The sequence below is a fragment of the Cytobacillus sp. QJM3NY_8 genome, from assembly GCF_056173585.1.
Genome location: NZ_CM149681.1, coordinates 386,544 through 412,404, shown reverse-complemented (window position 1 = coordinate 412,404; position 25,861 = coordinate 386,544). Strand labels below are relative to the sequence as shown.

The 25,861-nt window shown below is 43.5% G+C and carries 21 protein-coding genes; 9 read left to right on the top strand and 12 right to left on the bottom strand.

Features of this window, described 5'->3' with window-relative positions:
* Positions 1 to 33: 33 nt before the first annotated feature.
* The 3 genes from AC0VZ9_RS02140 to AC0VZ9_RS02130 all read right to left on the bottom strand — a co-directional run bounded on the left by AC0VZ9_RS02140 (position 34) and on the right by AC0VZ9_RS02130 (position 5,377).
* Entirely contained in the window at positions 34 to 2,781 is a 2,748-nt protein-coding gene (locus AC0VZ9_RS02140; protein ID WP_251175355.1) for a dynamin family protein, read from the bottom strand.
* Positions 2,782 to 3,224: 443 nt separating this feature from the next.
* Positions 3,225 to 4,427 (bottom strand): MFS transporter, encoded by a 1,203-nt coding sequence (locus tag AC0VZ9_RS02135; protein WP_034297759.1) that lies wholly within the window; start codon positions 4,425 to 4,427, stop codon positions 3,225 to 3,227.
* Between the two features lie 185 nt (positions 4,428 to 4,612).
* Complete coding sequence (locus AC0VZ9_RS02130) at positions 4,613 to 5,377, bottom strand: alpha/beta hydrolase (RefSeq protein WP_050807844.1); 765 nt, start codon at positions 5,375 to 5,377, stop codon at positions 4,613 to 4,615.
* 303 nt (positions 5,378 to 5,680) lie between these two features.
* On the opposite strand from AC0VZ9_RS02130, the gene AC0VZ9_RS02125 reads away from it, so the two are divergent.
* The 3 genes from AC0VZ9_RS02125 to AC0VZ9_RS02115 all read left to right on the top strand — a co-directional run bounded on the left by AC0VZ9_RS02125 (position 5,681) and on the right by AC0VZ9_RS02115 (position 8,301).
* On the top strand, positions 5,681 to 7,372 hold the full coding sequence (locus tag AC0VZ9_RS02125) for a glutamine--tRNA ligase/YqeY domain fusion protein (protein WP_251156670.1): 1,692 nt from the start codon (positions 5,681 to 5,683) through the stop codon (positions 7,370 to 7,372).
* 128 nt (positions 7,373 to 7,500) lie between these two features.
* A complete protein-coding gene (locus AC0VZ9_RS02120; RefSeq protein ID WP_009335927.1) occupies positions 7,501 to 7,851 on the top strand; it encodes an ASCH domain-containing protein in 351 nt (116 codons plus the stop codon).
* A 9-nt stretch (positions 7,852 to 7,860) separates the two neighbouring features.
* Positions 7,861 to 8,301: a hypothetical protein gene (locus AC0VZ9_RS02115; RefSeq protein ID WP_475396990.1), complete on the top strand. Its 441-nt coding sequence runs from the start codon at positions 7,861 to 7,863 to the stop codon at positions 8,299 to 8,301.
* 226 nt (positions 8,302 to 8,527) lie between these two features.
* Here AC0VZ9_RS02115 and AC0VZ9_RS02110 read toward each other — a convergent pair whose 3' ends face one another.
* A complete protein-coding gene (locus AC0VZ9_RS02110; protein ID WP_009335929.1) occupies positions 8,528 to 9,250 on the bottom strand; it encodes a glycerophosphodiester phosphodiesterase in 723 nt (240 codons plus the stop codon).
* 452 nt (positions 9,251 to 9,702) lie between these two features.
* Here AC0VZ9_RS02110 and AC0VZ9_RS02105 point away from each other — a divergent pair, with 452 nt between their 5' ends.
* The 4 genes from AC0VZ9_RS02105 to AC0VZ9_RS02090 all read left to right on the top strand — a co-directional run bounded on the left by AC0VZ9_RS02105 (position 9,703) and on the right by AC0VZ9_RS02090 (position 13,879).
* Positions 9,703 to 11,148 (top strand): TerD family protein, encoded by a 1,446-nt coding sequence (locus AC0VZ9_RS02105; protein ID WP_217027440.1) that lies wholly within the window; start codon positions 9,703 to 9,705, stop codon positions 11,146 to 11,148.
* 186 nt (positions 11,149 to 11,334) lie between these two features.
* On the top strand, positions 11,335 to 12,153 hold the full coding sequence (locus tag AC0VZ9_RS02100; protein ID WP_226280802.1) for an MBL fold metallo-hydrolase: 819 nt from the start codon (positions 11,335 to 11,337) through the stop codon (positions 12,151 to 12,153).
* Between the two features lie 239 nt (positions 12,154 to 12,392).
* Positions 12,393 to 12,740 (top strand): hypothetical protein, encoded by a 348-nt coding sequence (locus AC0VZ9_RS02095; RefSeq protein ID WP_009335932.1) that lies wholly within the window; start codon positions 12,393 to 12,395, stop codon positions 12,738 to 12,740.
* A 176-nt stretch (positions 12,741 to 12,916) separates the two neighbouring features.
* A complete protein-coding gene (locus AC0VZ9_RS02090) occupies positions 12,917 to 13,879 on the top strand; it encodes a D-2-hydroxyacid dehydrogenase (protein WP_071156475.1) in 963 nt (320 codons plus the stop codon).
* Positions 13,880 to 13,908: 29 nt separating this feature from the next.
* On the opposite strand, the gene AC0VZ9_RS02085 is transcribed toward AC0VZ9_RS02090, so the two are convergent.
* The 5 genes from AC0VZ9_RS02085 to AC0VZ9_RS02065 form a co-directional block, all read right to left on the bottom strand.
* Complete coding sequence (locus AC0VZ9_RS02085; protein ID WP_009335934.1) at positions 13,909 to 14,586, bottom strand: DUF421 domain-containing protein; 678 nt, start codon at positions 14,584 to 14,586, stop codon at positions 13,909 to 13,911.
* A gap of 114 nt (positions 14,587 to 14,700) precedes the next feature.
* A complete protein-coding gene (locus AC0VZ9_RS02080; protein WP_009335935.1) occupies positions 14,701 to 15,669 on the bottom strand; it encodes a DMT family transporter in 969 nt (322 codons plus the stop codon).
* A gap of 186 nt (positions 15,670 to 15,855) precedes the next feature.
* Complete coding sequence (locus AC0VZ9_RS02075; RefSeq protein WP_009335936.1) at positions 15,856 to 17,256, bottom strand: M28 family peptidase; 1,401 nt, start codon at positions 17,254 to 17,256, stop codon at positions 15,856 to 15,858.
* A gap of 202 nt (positions 17,257 to 17,458) precedes the next feature.
* Positions 17,459 to 18,019 (bottom strand): FAD-dependent oxidoreductase, encoded by a 561-nt coding sequence (locus AC0VZ9_RS02070; RefSeq protein ID WP_251175358.1) that lies wholly within the window; start codon positions 18,017 to 18,019, stop codon positions 17,459 to 17,461.
* Positions 18,020 to 18,111: 92 nt separating this feature from the next.
* Complete coding sequence (locus tag AC0VZ9_RS02065) at positions 18,112 to 18,342, bottom strand: excisionase family DNA-binding protein (RefSeq protein ID WP_475396989.1); 231 nt, start codon at positions 18,340 to 18,342, stop codon at positions 18,112 to 18,114.
* A 206-nt stretch (positions 18,343 to 18,548) separates the two neighbouring features.
* On the opposite strand from AC0VZ9_RS02065, the gene AC0VZ9_RS02060 reads away from it, so the two are divergent.
* Positions 18,549 to 20,207 (top strand): PAS domain-containing sensor histidine kinase, encoded by a 1,659-nt coding sequence (locus AC0VZ9_RS02060; protein WP_009335939.1) that lies wholly within the window; start codon positions 18,549 to 18,551, stop codon positions 20,205 to 20,207.
* Positions 20,208 to 20,266: 59 nt separating this feature from the next.
* Here AC0VZ9_RS02060 and AC0VZ9_RS02055 read toward each other — a convergent pair whose 3' ends face one another.
* From AC0VZ9_RS02055 to AC0VZ9_RS02045, 3 genes are all read right to left on the bottom strand, one after another.
* Positions 20,267 to 21,433 carry a toxic anion resistance protein gene (locus tag AC0VZ9_RS02055; RefSeq protein ID WP_251175359.1) on the bottom strand — a complete coding sequence of 389 codons (1,167 nt, stop codon included), beginning with the start codon at positions 21,431 to 21,433 and terminating at the stop codon, positions 20,267 to 20,269.
* Positions 21,430 to 22,086, bottom strand: a complete 657-nt coding sequence (locus tag AC0VZ9_RS02050) for a 5-bromo-4-chloroindolyl phosphate hydrolysis family protein (RefSeq protein ID WP_009335941.1) — start codon at positions 22,084 to 22,086, stop codon at positions 21,430 to 21,432. The genes AC0VZ9_RS02055 and AC0VZ9_RS02050 overlap by 4 nt, the downstream gene beginning before the upstream one ends.
* Before the next feature lie 384 nt (positions 22,087 to 22,470).
* Positions 22,471 to 23,574: an SH3 domain-containing protein gene (locus AC0VZ9_RS02045; RefSeq protein ID WP_251264839.1), complete on the bottom strand. Its 1,104-nt coding sequence runs from the start codon at positions 23,572 to 23,574 to the stop codon at positions 22,471 to 22,473.
* A 287-nt stretch (positions 23,575 to 23,861) separates the two neighbouring features.
* Here AC0VZ9_RS02045 and AC0VZ9_RS02040 point away from each other — a divergent pair, with 287 nt between their 5' ends.
* Entirely contained in the window at positions 23,862 to 25,778 is a 1,917-nt protein-coding gene (locus tag AC0VZ9_RS02040) for an alkaline phosphatase family protein (RefSeq protein ID WP_475396988.1), read from the top strand.
* Positions 25,779 to 25,861 lie beyond the last annotated feature (83 nt).

The following is a 25,861-nucleotide window of genomic DNA, read 5'->3' as shown; positions in this document are numbered from 1 at the left end:
AAAAAAAAAGGAAGGAAAACTCCTTCCTAATGTTTAACGATATTCCTTAACTTTCTCCCCTGCTGAAGTCATCCATTCAAACTGGCGGAGCTTCAGGTCAAATAGTGTCAGAGGATCCTGGTAAATCTCAGGATTTTTGCGCATATCGCTTAAAGCCTCTTTATTATCTGCAATGTCCGTATAGGTCTCTTCAACCGTATGATTCAATACATCAAACGGATTTCTGAAGAACATTTTAATATCCCGTTCAAGCGATTTCTCGAAAAGCTCGAATTGCTGCATGAATTTATTGGTGATGGATTCTGCGATCTCGCTATAATCTTCGTGTTCAATGAACTGTTTATATTTATTATGGAGCATGGCTTTATTCTGCTGGATCGCACCAAGCAGCTTGCCTGCACTCTTCAGCAGGAACTGCGATGGCGAAAAGCGGTTTAGAATGTTGGCCTTTTCCAGCTGAACACTTCCCCGCGTCATTCGATCCGCGTCGCGGCGCCAGTCATCCAGCACCCTGAAGTCACAGGCCAGCGAGATTTTCTCCTCGCCATATAGCTCATTAAAGCTTTCGCTCATTTCATCCAGATATGCCTGGCTGCTTCTGAACTCTCCTTCACTTTCAGCAATCCACTCCTGAATGGAGACATGGAAATCCGGCAAAACCGTCTCTTCAATATATTCGTGTACCCGATTATTCATTTCGTCATTGAGTTCAGTGTGGATTTTTCCAAAATCACTGTCCTCTGTCACCATTTCTGAACAATTCCGAAGCAGTTCCGGAATCTTTTTCTCAAGATCCTGTCTCATTTTATCTTTAATTTGACTGTAGGACTTTTTAATTGTCCGGACCTTTTCTTCTTCCATATCACTCAGCTGATTGTTGGCACCCTTAAGTTTTGTTACCATTTCTTCGTTCCATTTAATAGTGTCAATCAAGCTGTTTTCCATTTCAACGCGTTTTTCAAGAAGGAATTTGATCGATTTTTTAACATAGTATAGAACCTTTGCTGTACGCTCTTCTTTCCGGTCCCGTCCATCCATCATCGACCTGATAAAGACTGCTAAATCTTTCAGCTGGCTTTCGCTTTCATAATAGGCGGAGAAAGCAAACACCTTTGCTTTTGGAAAGTAGGTATGAACACGGGACTGAGTTTCATCAAGAAGATCCATGGCATCCTGGCTGTCTGGAATCCGGTCCATTTTACTGAGAAGGAAATGAATAGGCAATTCCGGAGCCTGTTCTCTCATTCTCACAGCAAGATCCAGCTCTTTATCTGTCAGAGGCGAATCCGCATTCAGGACAAACAGCATGCTGTCTGCGAAATGGAGATATTGGAACACACCATTTCTGAATTTGCTTTGCCCCGCAAGACCTGGCGTATCAATAACAGCAAGTCTATTATTCTGTAAAAAGGCGAATGGCATTCTGCATCGTATAAGTGTCTGCTGGCTTTTTTCTGCGCTTTGCCTAAAGTCCTCCAGGTCAGAAATACTCCGGACTTCCTCGTCCGTAACGGCATGAATTTCCGCTACATCACTATCCTTGAACAGCACTGAGGCAGAAGTGGAATCTCCCATCAGCTCTTCACCGAGAAGAGTGTTGACAAACGAGGATTTCCCATTTGATGCCGTACCGGCAATCAGCAAATGCCCTGCATCCAAATCAAGGAGCTCACGGACCATCCATTCAAAGCGTTCACCCATCAGCACGCCCTTTTCCTTCGCCCATTTCATGACATTTTCAAATAGCTTGAAGCTTTCCTCCAAGCCGTCCTGATAGCGGACAGAGCGATTCACAAGGCCTTCTGCCTCGCTGACAGCTGAGGAATCAATATTAGACGGGAAAATTTCGCTCCACGCCAGCACTGCCGAGGCCGAAACAAGGGAATGCGAAGGTGCAGCTATTTTCAACCAGTTAGTTATATGATTCGGTATCAGGTGTGATAAGTCCCTGATTAGATGCTTACCGCTGATTAGTTCAAAATAAGTATCCTTGTAAAGCTCGGAAAGCTGGCCCCATGTATGTGAGCGCCCTGGCTCCATATTCAGGAGAAGATGGTTATATTCTTTCAGCCATGAGAAATAAAGACCTGATTTCTTGTAGCTACTCCATAGAGCGGCTGATAAACTTTCAAAATGAGCATGGTCCACACGGTATAACACCGAAAGCGCCTCGCTGAAATAGTTCGGCTCCATTTTAGCTGTCCGCCCCTGGTCCACATACGAATGAAGAACTTCAAACCAAGATAGGGATTCCGTCCTGATTGCTTCATTGACAGCCAGCTCCACCGCATTTCCCCAATCGCTGTGTTCCTCAAAGAATCCGCGTGCCAGATCAGTCACATCCGGATAATCCGGATTTAACCGGACCGCATCTTTAATGGATCCAACAGCCATTTCAAGCTTGCCGCGCTGTATGTAAAGTGAAAACAGCTGAAGGAGCACTTCGGTTTTCAGCACTTCTGAATCTGTCTCAATCGATTTGTAAAAGTCCTCTGCATTTGAAAGCAAATCCAATTCAAAATAGGCATCAGCCATATTTTTCTGTGCCCATGGCCCCAATTCATTCGGAATGCTCTCCCATTTAAAAATGGCCGCTTCGTAATCCTTGTTAAGGAAATACACCTCACCCTGGGCGAAACGGATATTGGTTAAATCGGGCACTTCGTTCTGCTGCTCAGCAACATACAGTTCACCCAAAACCCTGATCGGATGCACATTTTCATTAGATTCCATGAAGGTCTCATAAAAGGTTTTGCTGATTAGCTGCTTCTCTAAAGTCATCTTGATCCCCCGCAGTGCTATTTTTAAAAGTGCGCCTAAAGGCACCGGCTTTTAAAAGAGTTTTATTGAACAGCCTGCTGATTTCCTAATATCATAGGGCTTTATCAGCATGCTTTTATAAGAAAAGCGGAAGGCGCCCGCCTATCGGCTTATGACCTCGAGCCGATGGCGCCTGGAGCTAGACAGTTATCTAACTTCAGAGTTTACCTTCTTATCTTTTATAAAGAACGCATAATGCGCCAATTTTCATCCTTTATCCTTATATTGTAACAAAAATTTTTCTGCAAAAAATTTCATTTCTCTATCATTTTTGAAACATTGCTGTATTCCTGTGTAATATTCTTAATAGTTAGAACCAGCTTCTATATATTAATACCACCCCAATCAAAATAAAAACTGGCAGACAGAAATATATATTCCTGCCTGCCAGTTTATATTCTTCATCAAGAGGCTTGCTGCGGCCGGGCAGCTGAGCGCCGTCTGCCATAGAGGATTGTAACAGCCATGCCTAGAATCAGGAACACACTTGATATTTGGAATAGGGCTGCCGTTTCCACAAACTGTGCAAGCACACCAAACACAAGGCCGCTTAGCCCAATGCCAAGGTCGATAGATGAGAAGAACATTCCATTTGCCACACCCCTGCGGTTGGATGGTGTCATTGATAGTGTCCAAGACTGCAGAGTAGGTATCAATGATCCAAAGCCAATTCCGAACAAAATTCCGCTTATGATAATAAACAAATTCGAATGAGCGAAAGAAAGTACCCACATGCCGATAAAGGTCAGGAACGTGCAAAGCAGGACAAGTCCCTTTGGCCCCCGCTGGTCAAACCATTTTCCGGAAATCGGTCTCGAAAGCGATGCCATGATCGCATTGAACAGGTAAAAAAGGAAAATTTGATCAATACCGCGCTCTTCACCAAAAATAACAATGAACGTTACGATGGAACCATACCCAAATGTCACAATTATCGTAATAAAGGCAGGAAACCAGCTGGTTTTTTCGATTAAAGAGTCTAAGTAAGAGAATTTCAGATCCTCTTTCCTTGTTTCCAGAACAGCTGCAGGCGTTTCGTAGCGAACAATGGATAGGAGCCCAATGGCAATTACGCCAAGTACACTCGAGATATAAATAAGATTGGTAAAAGAGGTAATCTGATATAGATAGATTCCAAGACTCGGAGCGATGATCATCCCGATTGTAACGCTAAGGCCATAGTAACCCATTCCCTCTCCAAGACGGGAATTAGGCACTACATCTACTGCTGCCGTACCATTCACAGTAGTTGACCAGCCCCAAGCGAGTCCGTGGATGAATCGGAACAGCAGAAAAATCATCACCACGCTTGACAGCGGATAAATAACCGTTATGGCCAGAAGCGCCGCTGCCCCTATCAGCACCAGCTGCTTCCTTGCTCTATATTCAAGCATAAATCCGATGAAAGGCCTGCTCAAAACGGCTCCAATCGAAAACAGCGCCGTAACCAGACCAATTTCAAGACCAGTTGCTCCTATGGACTTTATATATGGGGGCAGTGTCGGAATCAGCATCTGAAACGACATAAAGACAAATAAATTCCCGATCATCAGCATTATGAAAGACTTGGTCCATAAAGTCTCTTTTACAGCCCTTACCAACTGCATCCCCCGCTTTCCTTTTATCTCCAGAATAAATCAGTTAATTATTTCGCATCACTAAATACTACCATAACTGATTGGAAAAAGGAACGGGAATTTTGCATCATATCAAGGGGTAGAACTTTATTAAGACAATGAAAATCTTCTATAATAAAGTCCATAAAAAAAAGGAGCCAGATTAAGCTCCCCCATCACCCCTGCAGACTGCTTGTTTCCAGTACCCGCTGCAGAAAATGCAGTGTTCTTTCTATAATGATGTCCTGATCGTTATCCAGTGTTGCCACATGATAGCTGTTGTCCAGGGTGACCAATTCCTTTGCAGCCGATTTAATGCTGCTGTATATTTCCTGCGAATTGGAAGGCGGAACTACATGATCTTCTTTTGAGACAAAAATCAGCGCAGGACAATTCACTTTTTCTAAATCGCCTTTGACCTTCTTCATCAGTTCCGTTATTTCACCAATCGATTTAACCGGTGTCTTTTCATAGGCAAGCTCTTTTATATCAGGGTTTTTAATGTCTGAACCAATTGCATCAAGGAAGCGGACATCCTCCAGGCTGGCTGCTGCCTCCATATCAGAAATCTCAATTGCTGCATTAATCGGGATAATCCCCTTAATCTCCGGATATTTCTCGGCCATATACAATGTCAGGGTGCCGCCCATCGACAGACCTGTAACGAATATCGTACTGCAGCGCTCTTTCAGCCACTGATAGCCTTCTTCAACAGAATGAATCCAATCCTGATAGGTCGTTGTTTCCATTTCTTCATAATGAGTGCCATGTCCCCGCAAGCGTGGACCACAGACCGTATACCCTGCATTTGCATAAGCTTCCCCAAGCGGACGCATGCTTTGAGTTGAACCGGTAAAGCCATGTGAAACCAAAATCCCAATCTCATTTCCTTCATAATAAAAAGGTTCTGCGCCTTCTATAATCGGATACTTTTCAGACATGTTCATTCCTCCATTCAATAGATTAATTCCTAATAAGAGGTATTCTTCCCACCCCACTCTATCCCTCCTTATTTGAAAATATTTAACATTTTTGTAAAACTTCGCATCCAGTCTTCAGAAAAACTTTTTTTCCAGCATCGTCTTGTTTATAATAGATAGAATGAATAAAGAAATAAGCAGCATTTTTCCCTCTAAACAAAAAGCAAGCGGCAGGAGCGCAGCAAAGGGAAGTTTCGCTTTATTTTCCTTCCCGAACTTATTAAAATAAGTACTAACTACATAAACAGAAAGGCTGATACCGGTTTGGAAAACAATTCAAATTTTATACGAACGATTATTAAAGAGGATCTGGAATCGGGAAAGCGTAAAGAGGTTATTACCCGTTTCCCGCCTGAGCCGAACGGCTATCTTCATATCGGACATGCCAAATCGATTGTCATCAACTTCGGCCTGGCAGATGATTTTAATGGCAAGACGAACCTCCGTTTTGATGATACGAACCCGCTAAAGGAAGATCAGGAATTTGTGGATGCCATTAAAGAAGATGTTAAATGGCTTGGCTACGAGTGGGAGGAGCTTCACTTTGCTTCGAATTATTTCGAGGAAATGTATAACCGTGCAGTTCTTTTAATCAAGAAAGGAAAGGCATATGTGGATGACTTAAGCCAGGAAGAGATCCGCCAATACCGCGGAACGCTGACAGAACCTGGAAAAGAAAGCCCATACCGCAGCCGTTCAGTTGAAGAGAATCTTGATTTATTTGAACGTATGCGGGGCGGGGAATTCGAAAATGGAGCAAAAGTTCTTAGAGCAAAGATCGACATGTCATCACCGAACCTGAACTTGCGTGATCCGGTTATCTATCGTGTTTCACATACAACTCACCATAATACGGGTGATACGTGGTGCATCTATCCGATGTATGCTTTTGCCCATCCGCTTGAGGATGCAATCGAGGGGGTTACCCATTCCTTATGCACAACCGAGTTTGAAGACCAGCGTCCGCTATATAACTGGGTTGTCGCAGAGTGTGAAATGGAAAGCACACCGCAGCAAATCGAGTTTGGCCGCCTGAATATTTCTAATACAGTTATGAGCAAAAGAAAACTGAAGCAGCTTGTGGAAGAGAATTATGTTGACGGCTGGGATGACCCGCGCATGCCGACGATTTCCGGTCTAAGACGCAAGGGCTATACTCCGGAAGCAATCCGCGAGTTCGTAAAAGAAACGGGTGTTTCAAAAGGTTCCGGTGTGGTGGATGAAGCTATGCTTGAGCATTATGTCCGCGAAGACCTGAAATTAAAAGCCCCTCGTACAATGGGTGTGCTTCGCCCGTTAAAGGTTGTGATCACGAACTACCCGGAAGATCAGACTGAAATGCTTGATGCGGAAATCAATCCAGAAAACCCGGAGATGGGCATACGCCAAATTCCTTTCTCGAGAGAGATTTTTGTAGAACAGGACGATTTCATGGAAGATCCTCCGAAAAAATATTTCCGCCTCTTCCCTGGCAATGAAGTACGCTTAAAGCATGCTTACTTCATCAAGTGCAACGAAGTCATCAAGGACGAGGATGGCAATGTTGTTGAGCTGCATTGCACATATGACCCAGAAACAAAGAGCGGAACAGGCTTTACAGGACGAAAAGTGAAGGGTACCCTTCACTGGGTGGATGCAAAGAGTGCTATTCCGGCTGAATTCCGTTTATACGAGCCATTGATTCTTGACGAAGATGCCGATCAGAACGCTGAGACAGACACAGATGATGCTGCTGAAAGCGATGCTGAAGGAAAAACGTTCCTTGACTACGTGAACCCGAACTCACTTGAAATTGTTAATGGTTTCATTGAACCTAACATGAAGGATGTAAAAGCCCAGGATAAATTCCAATTCTTCCGCCATGGGTATTTCAATGTCGACCCGAAACACACAACAGCAGAAAAACCTGTTTTTAACAGGATTGTATCACTGAAGAGTTCATTTAAGTTAAAGTAATTTTTAGGCTTGAGGAAGAATTTCCTCAAGCCTTTTTTATAAAAACTGCTCTTAAACACAGCTACCTTCCGGCTTGAAAATATGGTAAGGTTTAAAAGGTAAGCATTTACATAAGGAGGAATAGCATAATGTCAAATCAGCATGATCCAAATACATTACCGCCAAAAACCTGTTCCGTAGACAGAATGGTCACAGTTAAAGAGGACGTGGAGAAGGTTCTTGCAGGAAAAAAAACAGCCACACGCCGTAATGGCAGATATGCTGATGTCGGGGAAATCATGACACTTGAAGGCCAGGACTTTGTTGTAAATAAAGTTTATTCCCAATCCCTTGGTGAATTAACAGACGAGCATGCCCGCCAGGAAGGCTTCGAAAGCTTGGAAGACTACAAACAATCCATTCTTTCCATGCATCCGGGAATGCCATGGCTTCCGCAGATGCGTGTATGGGTTCATGAATTCAGCGCAGTGAAGAAGTAATCTGCCGGAATGGACATACTGTACCGAATACTGCTGTACATCCATGTCAGCAGTGCCATACTTTCTGTTGGCCCATTTTTTGTTCTGATTCCAATCGTCAATAAATTGGAATCGGCTGAGCCCGGGGTTCAGCAGGCATACATAAGCATCTTCAGGACATCCGTGCGCCTTGTCAAGCATGCAGGACATGTACTTGTAGGCTCGGGTGTCCTTCTTATCGTGAACAGCCATTGGGGCTGGACGACATCCTGGATCGTTGCGACCCTGGCGGTAATGGGAGGCTCTGTCTTTTTTCTCGCCCGAGCCTTTTCTCCCGTTCTGAAGAAATTTGATGCGCCTGGAGCAGATCAGCAGTTTCTTGTCAGGAAACTTACCCGCTCAGTCTGGATTTACCTTTTTCTATTACTGCTCATGCTCTGGTTCATGGTGGCCAAACCTGTACTTTGGTAGAGTTAACTAAAAACAAGCGCTGGAGATCCGCGCTTGTTTTTTTGATGGCATTCTGCTGCATGGCATTCGAATTCGTGTTTATATCCGAATGTCTGATAAATCCTAATTTTCGCGGAATTTTTGTTTGCGTGAATATATTCTGAATTTCGCGAATATCTTGATATTTTCACGGATATATCAAATGTCTCGGAGATAAACGGAATTTACATAGGCAATAAACTCTTTATTACAAAAACCTTTCCGGAAAATCGGTCATAATCACTTCGACTCCGGCATTATTTAACAATCCGCTGCGGGTTTCATCATTTACGGTATATACCCGCAACGGAAACCCTGCTTCTTTTGCTTCCCTCCCAAACTCCGATAGAGCAAACCCCTCTTCACAATGAATGCTGTTTGCCCCTATTTTTTTTGCCATTTCGAGTGTGTTTTCAGGGATGCCTTCAATCAAATAGCCCGTCTGCAAAGTGGCATGCAAGTCCCGGACTCTTTTCAGACTCTCTGGATTGAAAGATGATATTATGACACGCTGTTCCAATTTATAATTTAGAATAAGATCAATAACCTTTTCTTCCATCCCGGGATATTCAATCAAATCATTTTTCAATTCAATATTAATCAGCAGTTCGTTGCCTTCCCTAACTGCCCATTGTAAAAGCTGCTCCAGATCCGGAATTGTTTCGCCGGTGTTAACATTCCCAAACCAGCTCCCTGCATCAAGCCGCAGGATTTCTTCAAAGGTCATGTCCTTTATATAACCGGTGCCGCCCGTTGTTCTATCCACAGTTTCATCGTGAATGATCACCAGCTTTCCATCCTTCGCCATCTGCACATCCAATTCAATTCCATCTGCCCCTGCCTCCAATGCGGCCTGGAAGGCGGCCATCGTATTTTCTGGAAAATGTCCGCTGACGCCGCGGTGTGCAAAGACTTTTGCTCTTTTATTCAAATTATCTCCTCCTAAGTCAACAACATCATTATTAATATTCTATTCTACGGCCTGCCCCAAAACCATTTTTTTCATCCTCAGAATAGCCGCTCAAGTTTCCCTTCGCTTCCAATTCCCTTATAATGAAAACTATGAAACTTCTTTCTTCTCAGAACGTATAAAAAGAAAAGCGGAAGCGCCTTGCCCCCCCGGCAAGCACAAGACAAGCCTTCCGGAAAGGCGTTTTTTGCCCTTTTGGGAGGATTGTCCGAAATGTGGAGGGGACGACAAGCATAAGACGAGCCCTGCAAGAAGGTGTTCTTCCCTTCTGGAAGGGATTGGCTAGTCTTTCGTCCCTAGGAGCCGCAACTAGACAGGCTTGTGACCTCGAGGGGGTAGGCGCTGGAGCTAGACAGTTTTTAAAGTACAAAGTTTTTAATTCTAAGTATAAAAACAAATTAGGAGTGAAATCTGTGGGAGTTCGATTGAGCAAGGGACAAAAAGTAGATTTGACCAAAACCAATCCTGGTTTGCAGGTTGTGATGGCAGGATTGGGCTGGGATGTCAGCCATAATCAATCGCAATATGACCTGGACGCTTCAGCCTTTTTAACAGGTGCATCCGGCAAAGTGCAAAGTGATAGTGACTTTGTGTTTTATAATAATCCATCCGGCGGAAACGGATCCATCCTTTACAGCAGTGATAATAGAACTGGGGCAGGTGCCGGGGATGATGAGCAAATCCGCATCGAGTTACATAAGGTGCCGCAGCATATCCATCGAATTGCTTTTACTATTACCATTCATGATGCCCAGATGAAAGGACAGAGCTTTGGACAAGTTTCCAATGCTTATGTGAGAATTTTTAATGCCATGACAAATGAAGAGCTTCTCCGCTTCGACCTTGGGCGCGATTTTACTGTTGAAACAGCAATCGTCGCTGCAGAGCTTTACCGTCACAATGGCGAGTGGAAATTCAATGCCATTGCAAGTGGATTCCAGGGTGGATTAGCTGCCCTTTGCCGCAACTTCGGTGTTTCCGTAGATGATGAGCCTGCTCCAAGTCAGCAGCACTCATTCAGCCAGGGTCAATATCAGCAGCCAGCTCAAGGATTCAGTCCTCAACAAAACCAGCAGCAATATAGCCAGCAGGCACAATCAGGATACAACTCACCGTCCTTTGGCCAGCCTGCCTACAATCAGACTTCTTATAACACGCTACCTTCGCAGCCATCATTTGGCGGGCAGACAGGTATTGGGCAGCCGGTCCAGGCTCAATCCTATACAGATGGAAATATCGCCTGCACCCGCTGCGGATCCACTAACATCCGGACCGGCCAAAAAGGATTTGGCCTTGGAAAAGCGGCGATTGGAGGACTCATCCTTGGGCCTGTAGGACTTCTTGGCGGCTTTATCGGAAAAAACCAGCTGAAGCTCACCTGTAATTCCTGCGGTAATTCATGGTCACCTAATCAGAAGGATTACGCACAATGGGCCAATGACCAAAAGCGCCGTGCCCAGGAGCTGTTTACACGATTCAAGAGCCAGGATGTCCTGGACGCCGTTGTAGCTTCATGCGCCCTTGTCGGCATGGCAGATGGCAGGCTTGATCCAACTGAACGTCAAAAGATGGTCGAGTTTGTAAACAGCAGCCAGGAATTAAAAGTGTTTGATACACAAAAAGTGATACAGCAATTCAATATGTTCGTACAGCGGATTGAAATGGACCCGATCATCGGGCGGGCCGAAGCCTTTAAAGCAGTTGGCCGGGTAAGAAATAAGCCTGAGATCGCCCGCCTCGTAGCCCGTTATTGCATCGCGATCGGATATGCCGACGGGAACTTTGATCAAAATGAAAAACAGGCTGTTACAGAGATCTGCATGGAACTCGGTTTAAACCCGCATGAATTTCTATCTTAATATATAATGTACCCAAGCTCTGCCGAATTTCAGGCAGAGCTTTTTTGCATTTATTCCCTACTCCTCCTGAATATGCCGCATACAAAGTTCACATGCGGGTATACTCAAAAAGATAAATGCCCTGTTATTTCTAAAATTACTAAGGAGGTAATATCCTTGAAGGAAAGTTCATCTACTGAACGCTATATGCCCATGACTTCCTCCACGAGCGGAATGATTGTTAATGAAGCGGATGGAGTCTACTGCCTGACAGTTCAGATTGTGAATGTTTGTTTTGTGCGAATATCAGAAAAGCCCGGCGACTGGGTTCTGGTTGACGCAGGCATGCCAAAATCTGCAGAAAAAATTATGGATGCGGCGGAAGAACTCTTTGGAGAGAACGCAAGACCGAAAGCCATTATTCTTACACATGGCCACTTTGACCATGTTGGTGCAATTATTGATTTAGTTGAGCACTGGCAAGTTCCTGTATACGCTCATACACTCGAAATGCCATTCTTAACAGGACAGCAGGATTACCCAAAACCTGACGCGAGTGTTGAAGGCGGACTTGTCGCAAAGATGTCCCCCACTTTTCCGCATGAAGGCATTGATCTCGATACCCATATTCAGCCTTTCCCTGAAGACGGAAATGTTCCCCATATGGAAGGATGGATATGGATTCACACACCAGGTCATACTCCCGGCCATGTTTCCTTATTCAGGGAGTCGGATCGCGTGCTGATTGCAGGTGACGCTTTCGTAACAGTGAAGCAGGAGTCCTTATATAGTGTGCTCACCCAGGAACAGGAAATCAGCGGCCCGCCCCGCTACCTCACAACTGATTGGGATTCTGCCCGGACTTCCGTACAGAAACTTGAAGCCCTTCAGCCAGATGTCGCCATCACCGGTCATGGCATTCCAATGGCTGCTGCTGTATTAAGGGAAAGCCTCGCCAAGCTCGTAAATGATTTTGATGAAATTGCCGTTCCTGATCACGGAAAATATGTAGACGGGGAAGGCTAAAAACAAAAGTGTAAGCGCCTCGCTCACCCCTGACACCTCGAGGGGGCAGGCGCTGTGAGCCAGCCGTGAATAAACTTATCCTCAAACTTATTTACACGTTGCGATTTTTTAATTTTCTGGTAAACAATAAAAAAGCGAGGTTCACCAAATCGGGTGGATCTTGCTTTTTTGATGTTTAAAACAATCAAAAAAAGGAAGAGTATAATAAAACGAATTTTAATAGTTCAGGAGGTTCATATATGCATCTTGAAAACTTTACAGGACAAAAAATTCAAATAAAATTCAAGAACTTCCCAAATGATCTCGTCGGCTCCATCACAGGCATTTATCAGCCCGATGAATGGTACCTTGTTAAACTGATCAAAACAGAAAGCATGGGAATATGGGTTGAGAATCCTTGCTTCAAACGCACTATGGTCAAAGAGGAAGACGGTACCGACATCCCAGAAGAACAGCAGAAGGAAGAAGATTGCGTCACCCATTTTCTGATCCGCTGGGATTATATCAGTTCTGTCATTACCTTCCCGGATAAACAGACACTCGGCGTTGATAAGAAAGCAAAATTAATAGGGTTTCAGCCCTCTTAATAGATAATTAAGCCCCCGGGTCCATCGCCCGGGGGCTTTTTGTTTCCGTACCGCTCAACCTCAACAAACTTATTTATCTTATGATAGCTATTTTATTCGAAAAGTTCACATTTATAGTTTTATAGACTATGATATATTTACCGACTTTTCAAAAAATAAAATTTGGAGGAACACACATGTCAAATAGAACCTGTATCGTCACACATGATCTGGAACCCTCACAGATTGATAAAATTAAAGAAATCATCCCCGATTGGGAGCTCATATCCGGAAAAGATTCAGCAAACTGGCACAATGAGCTGAAAGAAGCCGAAGTGATCGCCGGCTGGAAAAAGGAACTAAAAGAGATGGTCCTTGAGGGAAACAGCAATCTTCGCTGGTTCCAGTCCTGGAGTGCCGGGGTCGATTCTCTGCCCCTGGCAGAAATGGAATCACAGGGCATCCAGATTACCAGCGCAAATGGCGTACATGCTAACCCCATTTCAGAAACGATTTTCGCATTAATGCTTGGGCTCACCCGCAAAATCCATACATATGTAAAAAATCAGCAAGCTAAGGTATGGCACCATTCTGGAATGAAGCTTGAAATTCACAATAAAACCATCGGCATGATTGGCACCGGAGCCATCGGGAAGGAAACTGCCAGGATTGCCAAAGCATTCGGTATGAAGGTTATTGGGGTTCGACACTCCGGAAAACCTGAAGAGTATATAGATGAAATGTATACTTCCAGCCAGTTGAACGATGTGCTGCCTCGATGTGACTATGTTGTCGTCACACTTCCGCTTACACAGGAAACACGGCAGCTATTCGGAGCCGAACAGTTTACCCGCATGAAGGACACTGCTTTCTTCATCAATATCGGCCGGGGTGAAATTGTAAAAGAAACAGATTTGATTGCCGCACTGCAGAACGGACAGATTGCCGGTGCAGGGCTGGATGTATTTGAAAAAGAACCGCTTTCTGAAGACAGCCCGCTATGGGAACAGGATAATGTCATCATTACCCCGCATACTGCCGGATCGACGGAATACTATACCAAGCGTGTGATTGAAGATATATTCATTCCTAATTTAAAAGAGTACATAAACAGCGGTAATCCCGGCATTAATCAGGTAGATTATAAAAAGGGATATTAATAAAGAGAGCCTTGCAGCATTCGCAAGGCTCATTTTTTATAAGATACGATATAAAACCCTTCTTCTTCCGACCACTCTGCACAGAAAATATCTTTGATATTATGGTAGCCTTCCGTTTTAATAGACTCCCTCAGCCAATCCCCATCTTTCCCCAGTAATTTAATGCCGTCTTCCACTACTTCTCCTTCATCAATCAGTAAAGTTGAAGGTTTCTTTTCCTTCACCTCAAGTTTCATCAATTCAGGAGTGACAGGCTCTTGTTTTTGGTATTTCATTACACTTAAGCCGCCATTGGTCTCAAGGTAAGCGTATTTAACTTCATTCATGCTGAATATTCCTTTTTGGCGCAGCATTGTTCTCAGCTGTTCCATTTCAAGATGGTTTTTCTCCATCTCCTTCACATTCAGCTTGCCATCCTTGACAAGGACCGACTCCCTTCCCTTTAAAATCGCCCTGAATATATTTTTCTTTTTTGCCAGAATTTCAATAATGTAAATAAATGCTCCCCACAATAAAGCCGAATAGATCACCTGCAGCGTTGTTATTTTTTCATCATAAATGGTTTCCTCAATAATCCCTCCAAGAACAACCGCATAAACAAAATCAAACGGAGTTACCTGTGAAAGCTCCTTCTTTCCAAGAATTCGGGTAACAGCTAACAAGGCAACTAGCCCAACAGCCATTTTTACTGTTATTGATAAATACATCAATGCTCCTCCTCTCTCTATATCCTCTCTATTCCCCTTACCAGACTTCGAATACACCTTTTCTCCTATTCCACTTTTTGCAAAAAAAAGTGATCCCTATGTCAAGAGACCACTTTACATATACTGGCTATTTTCTTTTCTCCGCTTCCTGAATACTAATTCCTCCAATGCTCCGGATCCTGAAATGACACCTCCCACAATAAGAACCAGCCCGAGCATATGGTTTATAGTAATTACTTCACCAAGAATGAACGCTGAGCCTGCCAATGAGAAAAAGGTATTCAGGTTCAAAAATATACTGGCTTCTGCAGGCCCAATATTACGGATGGCTGTGTTATAAACCATATGGCCGATAGCTGTTGCCAATACGGCAGATGCGGCAAATGCAGCCCAAACATAGGCTGGGGCTTCGGTTATACCCTTAAGTCCGCCGGGTTCCATTATGCTGGCCATTACAAAAAGGATCACCCCTCCAAAAATCAGCATATAGCCTGTCAGCAATCGCGGATCAAGCGTTTTCGAAGCCTTGCTGATTACAATGAAGCTAAGAGCCTGTGAAAGAATGGACAGGAACACAAAGAAATCTCCTGGAGTTAAGCTCGATATCCCTTTATTTCCTGAAAGGACAATAAAGGTCACGCCTGCACCCCCAAGCAGAAAACCCAGAACCTGGATGCCTGTAGGCTTATTGCGCAGCAGAATGGAAGACAGTATGGCTGTTAAGAGCGGACCTGCACCTAGAATAAGCCCCCCATTCACCGCACTTGTTCCCGTTAAGCCTATAGCCAGAAAAAGATGGTGGCTGACAACACTTAAAAGGCCGCCAAATACAATGTACGAGATTTCCTTCCGGCTCGGCTTTCTTACTTTCCCCATTATGCTTAATATCAAAAATACGGTTATACCCGCAGTTAGTATTCGCAAAGAAGTAATCGAAACCGGAGGAAAATAACTGACAAGAATTTTTATAATGCTCACATTCAATCCCCATAAAGCCATGATGGAAATGAGGAGAATGTATGTTTTTATGTTTTTCACATCGATCCTTCTTTCCAGAAAATCCAAGTTCATAATTTGTATCATTTTATCATATTTCAAATGGGAAGATGACTTTTTAAGGCTTTAAATATGAAAGTGATGGCATGAAAAACACCCATCTGGACTGTTGGCATACCAGGGTTTTTCGGTGGATGAACAACCGTGAAAAGCGCAAAGCAGCTGTATAATAGCAAGAGCAGCCTCCCATCAAAGGAACGGCTGCTCTTCTGCTTATTTTACATCTAACTCGTGAACCATTTCAGGTGCTGCTTTCATTTTATGCTGCTTTTTCGGTTTAGGGCCCATGTTATCAAAACGCGCCTTATCATAAATGGCAGCACCTACAACCTCCGCTACATCCTGAAGCTTTTCTTTGCTGATTTTATCAATTGTGTCTTCTGGAGAGTGGTACCATGGTTCAGTTGGGCTGTGAATGAATAACGCGGCTGCAATGCCTGCTTCGGCAAAAGGCACATGGTCACTTCTGCCTCCCTGGTATACTGGGGTCGGCTCACCGTTCAGCCTTTCACTGGATGCTTGAGAAAGTTCTGTTACAAGATTTTCTTCTCCATCCAAAGTCATCATTACTAAATCACCTGCATCCTTGCTTCCCACCATATCAAGATTAAAGTTTGCAATGGTTCTGCTGATTTCGTCGTCAGAAAGACTGTCAACATAATGATAAGATCCAATCAATCCCAGCTCTTCTGCACCGAATGTTGCAAAGCGGATCTCCGTATCTGTCGGAATATCCTTGAATACGCGTGCCAGCTCTAATGTCATCGCTGTTCCGGAAGCATCATCATTCGCTCCAGGAGCCCCTGCTACAGAATCATGGTGTGACCCAACCACAATAATGTCATCGTTTGCTTTCTTATTGTTGGTTGGTTTCTTTGTGGCAATCACGTTGTGGGAAACCTTTTCTCCTGCATCCGCACCTTCAATGGATAGGGATGCTGATAAAGTTTCACCGCTCTCCAGCAATGCAAGAATTGCCTCACCTTCTGCTTTTGACAGGGCTAACGCCGGAACATATTCTTCATTATGAGCTCCAAGCGTACCGCTTAATGGACCCTCTGCATTATTAAAAATAACTACTCCGGCAGCCCCTTTTTCTGCTGCATTTAAAACTTTCTCGGCAAAAGAAATGGAACCGCGCTGGATAAGAGCAATTTTGCCTGTGAGATCAACGCCTTCCAGTTCTTCCTGTGTGCCTAGCCCAGCAAATGCCAGCTCCCCGCTCACATCCCCATTGACTGAATAGGTAAAGGATCTTGGCTGCAGTTCTCCTCCATAGCCATCAATAGTCACTTCCATACTGCTCGGAGGAGTATATCCATAAAAAGTGAATGGCTGAATCTCTGTTTCATAGCCATAGGATTCGAATTGGCTTTTAATATACTGAACAGCGTTATACTCCGATTCCGTACCGGCTACACGCGGGGTTTGTGAAAGATAATCAATATTATTATAGATATTCTCTGCATTAATTTGATTGACTACCTTCTTGTCGAATACATTTACAGGCTGAGTCTGTTTAACGTCTGACGGATGTGCAAAAACTGCCTGTGTCCCAATAGCTCCAAAGATAAGAGTCGAAGCTAATGCCACTTTTAAAATTGGTTTTCTCATCTAGTACCTCCAATAGAATAATAGATTCCGCTCATTAAATTTTATAATGTTTCGAAAACTCTTATAAGGGTACAAGATACTAGAGTACAGTAGGTACAATCATCTATATTTTGGGTATATTGTCAATATTAGTAAATATCTAATAGGAAAAATAGACAAAAAAAGAAGGCTGCCCTACCCCAGGTACGCCTTCTTTCCTTCTTTATTTCATTATATCGTGGTCCACATAGCGCTCGCCGTTCAATTCACTGATTACGTTAATTGCAACTTTTGCACCGTCTCCAGCTGTAATGATTGTATGGACGCTAACTCCTGCAACGGTTCCGGCTGCCCAAATGCCATCGACATTCGTCTTGCCGTCAGCATCTACATCCAGAACCGTTTTAATGCGCGGCTCGGTGCCTGCTTTAGTCTTCAAACCGGCTTTTTCTGCTAAATCAGTAGATACGCCAGCTGCTAAAATCACATGCTTCGCTGAGTACGATTTTTCTCCTGCTGTTATTGTAAAAATTCCTTCAGCTTTTTCAATGTTATCAACAGTTCCTTCTGCGATCTCTGCCCCAAACTTAGCTGCTTGCTTTTTGCCTGTTTCAATCAGTTCCGGTCCAGTAATTTCCATAAGGCCATAATGATTTTCTACCCAGGCACGTTTAGTCATGCTTTTATCATTGTCCACAACCACTACCTTCTTGCCCGCTTTTGCAGCAAATAGCGCAGCACTTGCACCAGCAGGGCCTGCACCTACAATTAAGATATCAAACATCCATACTTCCTCCTTCAACACATTATTTACTTATATGTTATCTAATTTAATAATAATTGTAAAATAATGTGATTTCAGGAAAATTGTCCAATTTAATCTTCATCTTTGATATCCCGATCCTCCGGTATCGGCTCATTTAGTATTTCTTCCACCAGCTCCCTGTATTTTTCCACCTGCTTTATATGGGCACTAAATTGTTCCTTATATATTAAATACTGTTCTCCATCATAAATGGTGCGTATTTTCTTTTGCTGAATCAAGCTTTCTACATATGACTCAGGGTAAGATAAATATTCTGCGGTTTCTTTAATGGTAAGATACATGCTTGTTCTTCCCTTTCTAATTCCCTTATAATATGGTTTTACTATTTTCTAGGCACTAGAAGACTCTACTAAAATCATATAGAATAGAAACTGTAAATAATTTGTATATGCAACTTATATTCTTTTATTATACAGCGAAAAAATACTATTTGACTGAATTCCAGCTCTTTTTTCAGCCAGATAGAGAACAGGAGAAATATAAGCTAATGAATAAAAAATGGTTATTGGGCTTATATGTGATCATCAGCCTTATTTGGGTATTCGGAACGAACTACCTTTTGCATATGCTGGAGCCCTCTTCTCTTGTCAGCTTCCTTTTTAGAGCAAAAGAGTTTCTGTACATTATCGTTACAGGCTGGCTGCTCTATTATTTTATTGGCAAAAGAGATGAGCTTATTGCCTCAAGGGAAGATGAAAAACGTCTTTCCACTTTAATTAACTCCATGGTGGATTTTGTCAATTTCAAAGACGGCCATGGCCGCTGGATCGAGTCCAATGAATTTGGACTCAAATTGTTCAATCTTGAAAATGTCGATTATAAAGGCAAAAGGGATTCTGAACTGGCCGAGTACACAGATTTTTATGCAGACGCACTGCGCTACTGTGAAACATCAGATGAGGAAGCCTGGAAAAACGGCAAAATTACCCGTCTGGAAGAAGTCATCCCATTGCAGGACGGAACAGAAAAAACGTTTGATACGATTAAGGTACCGCTCTTCCATGCAGATGGAAGCCGTCAGGGTCTCGTCATAATCGGCAGAGATATTACAGAAAGAAAGCATGTGGAAAAGCTTCTTGCCGAAAGCCAGCAGCAATATAAATCCTTGTTTGAATATAATACTGAAATTGTCTTTATGACAGACCTTCATGGCACCATCACGAAAGTAAATCCCCAATTCAAAGCGGTAACAGGATACAGTCCTGATGAGACATTGGGTAAGAGCATTAATGAAATCATACCAGCTCCTTATAAAATGAAGGCCATTAAAGGCTTTAAAGGCATCCTTAAGGATAAACAGCCCAAAACCTGCGAATTTGAGTTCAATCATAAAAATGGCAGCAAGCTCACTATCCAATGCACCGCACTTCCGCTCATTGTGAACGGTCAAATTGCCGGAATCATCGGCTATGGAAAAGATGTGACAAAGCTGCGGCAAGCTGAAGAAAGACTGCGCCGCACCGAAAAGCTTTCTGTGGTTGGAGAGCTGTCTGCCAGTGTGGCGCATGAAATCAGAAATCCGCTGACATCTTTAAAAGGCTTCGTGCAGCTCATGCAGCTGGAAGATGAAAAGCATCAATTCTATTATCAGATCATGCAGGAGGAGCTGGACCGGATCAACCATATTGTCGGCGAGCTGCTGCTCCTTGCCAAGCCTCAGGATATTTGTTTTACAAAAGCGGATGTTCAGAAAATCCTTTTTAATGTCATTTCGCTTTTAAAAACAGAAGCCAGCATGCACAATGTCCAGATCGAATTTCTATTAAAATCGGATGTGTATATGATTGAATGTGAACCAAATCAGCTAAAGCAGCTATTTATTAATATAATAAAAAATGCCATTGAAGCATCAAGTGATGGCGGTAAAGTAACGGTTACGCTGCAGGCGGAAGACCGGCAGCTGACTATCCTGGTTAAGGATAATGGCTGCGGCATGTCGGAAGAACGCCTTAACAGGATTGGTGAACCTTTCTATTCATCCAAGGAGAAAGGAACTGGCCTCGGACTTACAGTCAGTTTCAAAATTGTCCAATCCCATAATGGTTCCATTTATTTCAATAGTAAAAAAGGGAAAGGAACAGAAGCTGTCATCAAGCTGCCAGTAAGAAAAAATACATCTGCCCCTGAGGCTGGATTAACAGTTTAAACAGTAAAGAGCGATGTTCAATCAAACGTTTGATTGAACATCGCTCTTTTTTAACCCTGCTATTTCCCCTTAATCTCCAGCAGCTTCTGCCTCAAATCATTTTCCATATTGGCCAGGTCGTGTTCTGCCTGCCGGCGTTTATGGCGGCCCTCCTCCTGGATTCTAAGGGTTTCTTCAAGAGTGGAAATCAGGTTCTCCTGTGTTTTCTTTAACGTTTCAATGTCGACAAGGCCCCGCTCATTCTCACGTGCTGTTTCAATTGTATTCATTTTCAGCATTTCGGCATTTTTCAAAAGAAGATCATTAGTTGTTTTCGAGACCTTCTTCTGGGCTTCGACAGCATGGCGCTGGCGAAGCAGTGTCAAGGCGATGGCCACCTGGTTTTTCCAAAGCGGGATAGCCGTCATGATGGATGACTGAATTTTCTCAACCAATGCCTGATTGGTATTCTGTATAAGGCGGATCTGCGGTGCGCTTTGAATCGTTATTTCACGGCTAAGCTTCAAGTCATAAAGGCGCTTATCCAGGCGGTCGGCAAACTGCATCATATCGTTCACTTCCTGGAACTTCATCTGGTCATTCGACTCTTCTGCCTTCTTCTTCAGCTCGGGAATCGTCTTTTCATGAAGCTCTTCAAGCTTCAGTTCACCTGCTGCAATATATACATTTAAAGCATGAAAATACTCTTTATTATTTTCGTATAGCTTATCTAACATGACAATGTCGGAAAGAAGTGCATTCTTGCTTCTTTCCAGTTTGACGCTGATGCGGTCAATCTGAGCACCTGTTTTTTGGTATTTGGATAAGACCTCCTGAACAGAGCCGGATATCTTTCCAAACATACGCGCAAAAAAGGTTGATTTCTCCGGCTTCAGCTCATCCGGATTCACATCATTGAATTTCTTCATCAGATCATTGATGATTGTTCCCACTTCACCAACATCTTTTTTCTGAACATGCTCAAGCATTGTATGAGAAAACGTCAGCAGCTTTGATTGAGCCGGTGTTCCGTATGAGATCATCGCCTGGTGATTGGCAGGATCGATTTGCTTTGCAAGCTGATAGGCTTTTTCCCGGTTTTCTTCCGGAATCACATCGATCAGCCTTGTCCGCTTTTCCGATTGCAATGGCGAGGGAGCTGCATCCTGCTTTTCCCCAAAAGGATCTGCCATCAGATCATCCAATAAATTAGTGTTTTTTAACAGGGACGGTTTATCTTCAGTCATTTTAATCTCCTGCTTTCATCATGAATTCTTGAATCTTTTATCTTCTCAATCGAATTCTTGGCAACATCAATTTCAAGATGAAGCTGATCAATATCTTCAGCTATAACCCTGTGAAGATCTTCCTCCACATGATGGGTAAGTGCATCGAGTGTACGTCTGGTCTCCTGGAGGGACTGATCCAGTTCACGGGATTTTCTCGGCTGGGAAGACAGAAAGACATACTTTTCCGCCAGCTCCACTGCGGAATCCAGATGAGAAAAGTAAAACTTCTCGGCCTGGTAAAAACGTTTCGGCTCACTCCTGGTCAGTCTGTAAATCCTTCTCGTCACCCTCATGAACTCCATCCTCTGCTTCAGCGTCGGGAAATGCCGAATCGAGAACATCGCTTTATGCAAACGGGTTATCTTGCGGCGCGCCTCATCAAGATTTCGCTTAATGTATTGGTATTCCCTTTTCGTCAATCCATGCTTTTTCAAAAAGCGGCGGCGCTGAATCAATCCCCCTGCCCAATAAGTAAGAAGCCCGGCTCCGGCTCCATATATCCCTGACAAAATGAAAGTTTGCCCGAATGCAAAGTAACTAGCCAGCCAAACGCTGACAGACAAAGGAACAGCCGTCAGCAAACGAAAAGCAAATGCTAAAAAGGAATTCATATTTATCGACTCCTACTCATAGTCCTACTTATTTATACGTTATTTATAAACCTAAAGTTTCATCCACAGACATATTTCAGCAAGAAAATCGCGAGCACCTTCGGAACAAGTCAACTCCGCTTGTTCTTGCGAAGAACATCCAAGGAGGCTTTGACTTGGTTCCCACCACCGGACCCCTCAAGGGGGCAGGTGCGAGCTATAAAGCAAAAAATGGCGTACATCCTTAAATCTATTAAAACACTTTTAAAAAACTTCTCAAGTTATACGATACAAAATAACACGATTGCCCGCCATAGACCACAAAAGTAATCCTTGCTAAGACCTGAGACGTATATTTCCCTGCAAAAAAAGCACCTGCGGAAATTTCCCGCAGATGCTTTCAGGCTATTTTACAGCCAATGCACGCTTGCCCATGGCATCGTAGATCTTAATGAACTTCTCCTTAGGCATTTTCACATCTTTCTGAACTGCTTCACTGTCATTAAAGTAAACATAATCTGCATCCACACCGGTTACGACAATGCAGTGCAATGGTGTCGGTGCACTGATCGTTTTGCCGGCAGGCGTTTTCCAGCTTCTATTATTCGGCATTTCATGGCTGATTGTAAACCATGCCAAAACAGGATTACCCTCTGAAACAGCCTTTTCTATTTCTGAAAAATCTTTTCCGGTCAGATTTACACCGCCTCGACGATACTGATCAAGCAGCTTTTTCAGCGGTCCCGGGTTTATCGTATGGCCGTTGCCAAAAGGTGTTCCGACAAACCCGACATCAGGATCCCCCCAGGTTTTAATAGAACCATCCGCATTTCTTACCAGCTTGGTTGAGTCATATGGCATTTCTTTTGCAAGTGTTGTTTTGCTTACATTCACTCCATAAAATTTCAATGCCATGGCAAGAGAAGTTACTTCACATCCGCTTGGCAGCTCCGGCCGCTGGGCAATGAGCGGTACATTGATCCTTGCTTGACGGGGATCACCAGCTGTCACATAATCACCGCTTACATACCCTGTGCTGCCGTTGTAGGAAATTTTATACCAGCCGTTGCTTTCCTTATGTATGACAATTAATAATGATCCGTTTTTTAAAAGGCCGACACTGCTGTAATTTAATCCCGGACCTTTTCGGACATTTAATGATGTTGCATCCACCCGGTAAAGTTTTTCATTTGTTTTGACGTATTGGCCGCTGACATAGCCTGTTTTTCCATTATAGTTAATTTTATACCAGCCGCTGGCAAGGCGTTCGATTGCTTGTATACTGCTGCCTTGGGGCAGACTGCCGATCCGATCGTAATTTGTTCCGGGGCCTGAACGGACATTCAGACTGGTTGCATCCACTGTGTAAGTATAGGAAGCCGCTTCTGCCACTGCTTCGTTTGAAAAGCCTGGAATTAATGGTGACATGATTCCTCCTGCAAAAATAGCTGCAGCAGCAGTCCCTTTTAATAAAGCTCTTTTTCCATATGAACTTTTTATAATTGCCATATACTTTCCTCCATATCCCTAATTTATTTCTGTCGAATTTTGCAGACTACTCTAAAAATATCGATTCGGAAACTCCCAGTCTACCTTTTCGGGACTGGAAAAATATTATTGATTCTATTGAATCAGCTAATATGGGGGAGTCAGTATATTTGGCATCTGCATATCTTCCTTCTTCCTGCCATTCAATTAAGTGCCCCTAGCAGCAGAAAGACGATTTTTGGTTTATTTATAAGAAATACAGGGAATATGCTCTTGTACCAATTTACTTACACCTTGGAGGAAACATAATGAATAAGTACTATTTTTATATAATTATTTTTTTTATAGGAGCGATTGTATTTCCTTCCTCTGGATATGCAGAGGATCGGGTTGAACAGGAAAACAAGGTTGTGCTGATTTCATTTGATGGAATGAGAAATGACCTGACAAAAGAGTATGTAAAGAAAGGCAAGCTTCCCCACATTAAAGCACTCATGAAGAATGGAGTGGCCGCCAAGGATTCCAAAACCGTAACCCCATCGCTGACCGCCCCATCTCATGCGGCAATTGCATCAGGAGCAGCCCCGTCGGAAACCGGCATGGTCAGCAATAAGTGGCAGGATCCCCAAAAAGAATTGGCAAATGGAGAAAGCGCCTTCCATCAGCCGCTCGATAAAAGCCCGCTTTGGGCAGAGGCAAAAAAAAATGGCAAAACAACTGCCACAGTGCTGTTTCCCGGATCAAACCCCAGTGCAGGAACACAGGCTGATTACGCAGTTTATTATGGCGAAACCTGGGCAGAAAGTTCCCTGGATAAGCTTCAGTTCAAAAAAGCAGAGAGCTGGAAGCACACAGAAAGCAGCTTTAGCCCTTTAAAGGAAGCTATATTGAAGCTGCCATTAAAAAAAGCAAAGAATAAAGAAATTTATATACTGGCTTTAGACACTTCAGATGATGGAAAGACCAACTATAACCGCTTCATTTTTTCGGAAAATCGTTCGGCAGACCCCAAAGATGTCATTGTCAATGCCAACGAATGGGGGTCAATTCCTGTCGAAGCTGATGGCGAATCTGCAGGATTCTGGTTTAAGCTGAAAATTGACCCTGGCCTTGAGAAAGCAAGCATTTACCGGACAGCCGTTACGTCAGCCCTCATTGAAGGTCCCGACGGATTTGAAGAGGAGCTGATTTCAAAATTCGGCTTTTTTCCCGTTCAGGATGATACAAAGGCCTTTGAAAAAAAGTGGATTACTAGAGAAGAGTACGAAGAAATCAGTTCACGTTTTGTCAGCTGGGCAACTGATGTGTCTCTTTATATTAAAGAAGAATACCAGCCGGATTTGCTGATGTTTTATACACCTCAAATAGATCATGAATCACATCACTTTCTGCTGACAGATCCACGGCAGCCTGGGTATTCAGAGGAAAATTCTCAAAAACATAAAAAATACATTGAATGGGCATACAAGCTTTCCGATAATGTCGTTGGACAGACGATGGATAGCCTTAACGGAGAAGACCACCTTCTTATTGTATCCGACCACGGCATGGAGCCAGTTCACACCATCCTTGCCCCAAACACTCTTTTGAAAGAAGCCGGCCTCTTAAAGACAGATAATAAAGGCAAAGTGGATGAGGAGTACTCCAAAGCAATGGCTGTGGCCAGCGGGTCAGCTGCACAAATTTATCTGAATGAGAACCTCACTAAGAAAGAGAAGGAAAAGGCAGCAGACCAAGTAGAGAAACTCTTTAGCGAGTATAAAATCAAGCCGAAATTCCAGACGAAAGTCCTTAAGGGGTATTTAGGTGAAGCAGGTGATTCCATTGTGCAAGGGCAGGTCAGCCATTTTAATCAAGCAGCGAAGCAATTTTTCCATTACCTTTTTAGAAAGGAAGAAAAACCTTATCAAATTGCCTATGGAAATAAAAAAGAGAATAAGCATCCTAACCAGGGAGACATTTTGCTGATTGGCTCAAGGGGCTATATGATGGGCAGCAGCCTAACAAGCCCCCATATGCCGGCCATTGAACTCGGCAGCCACGGAGGCAATCCTGATCGGAAAGAACTCAGGGCCGTTTTCTTTGCACACGGCCCTTCTTTTAAAAAGGAACACCGGATTAGCTCGATTACCACACTGGATATTGCCCCAACTGTCTATAAGCTGCTGGACATACCAGCTCCGGACTTCTTGGAGGGTGAAGTTCTAAAAGATGCTTTAGATTAAAAATACTGCCTTGCATGTGCTGCAAGGCAGTATTTTATTTTTGAAAATAAAAAACCCACCCCTAAAGAGATGAGCTGTACACA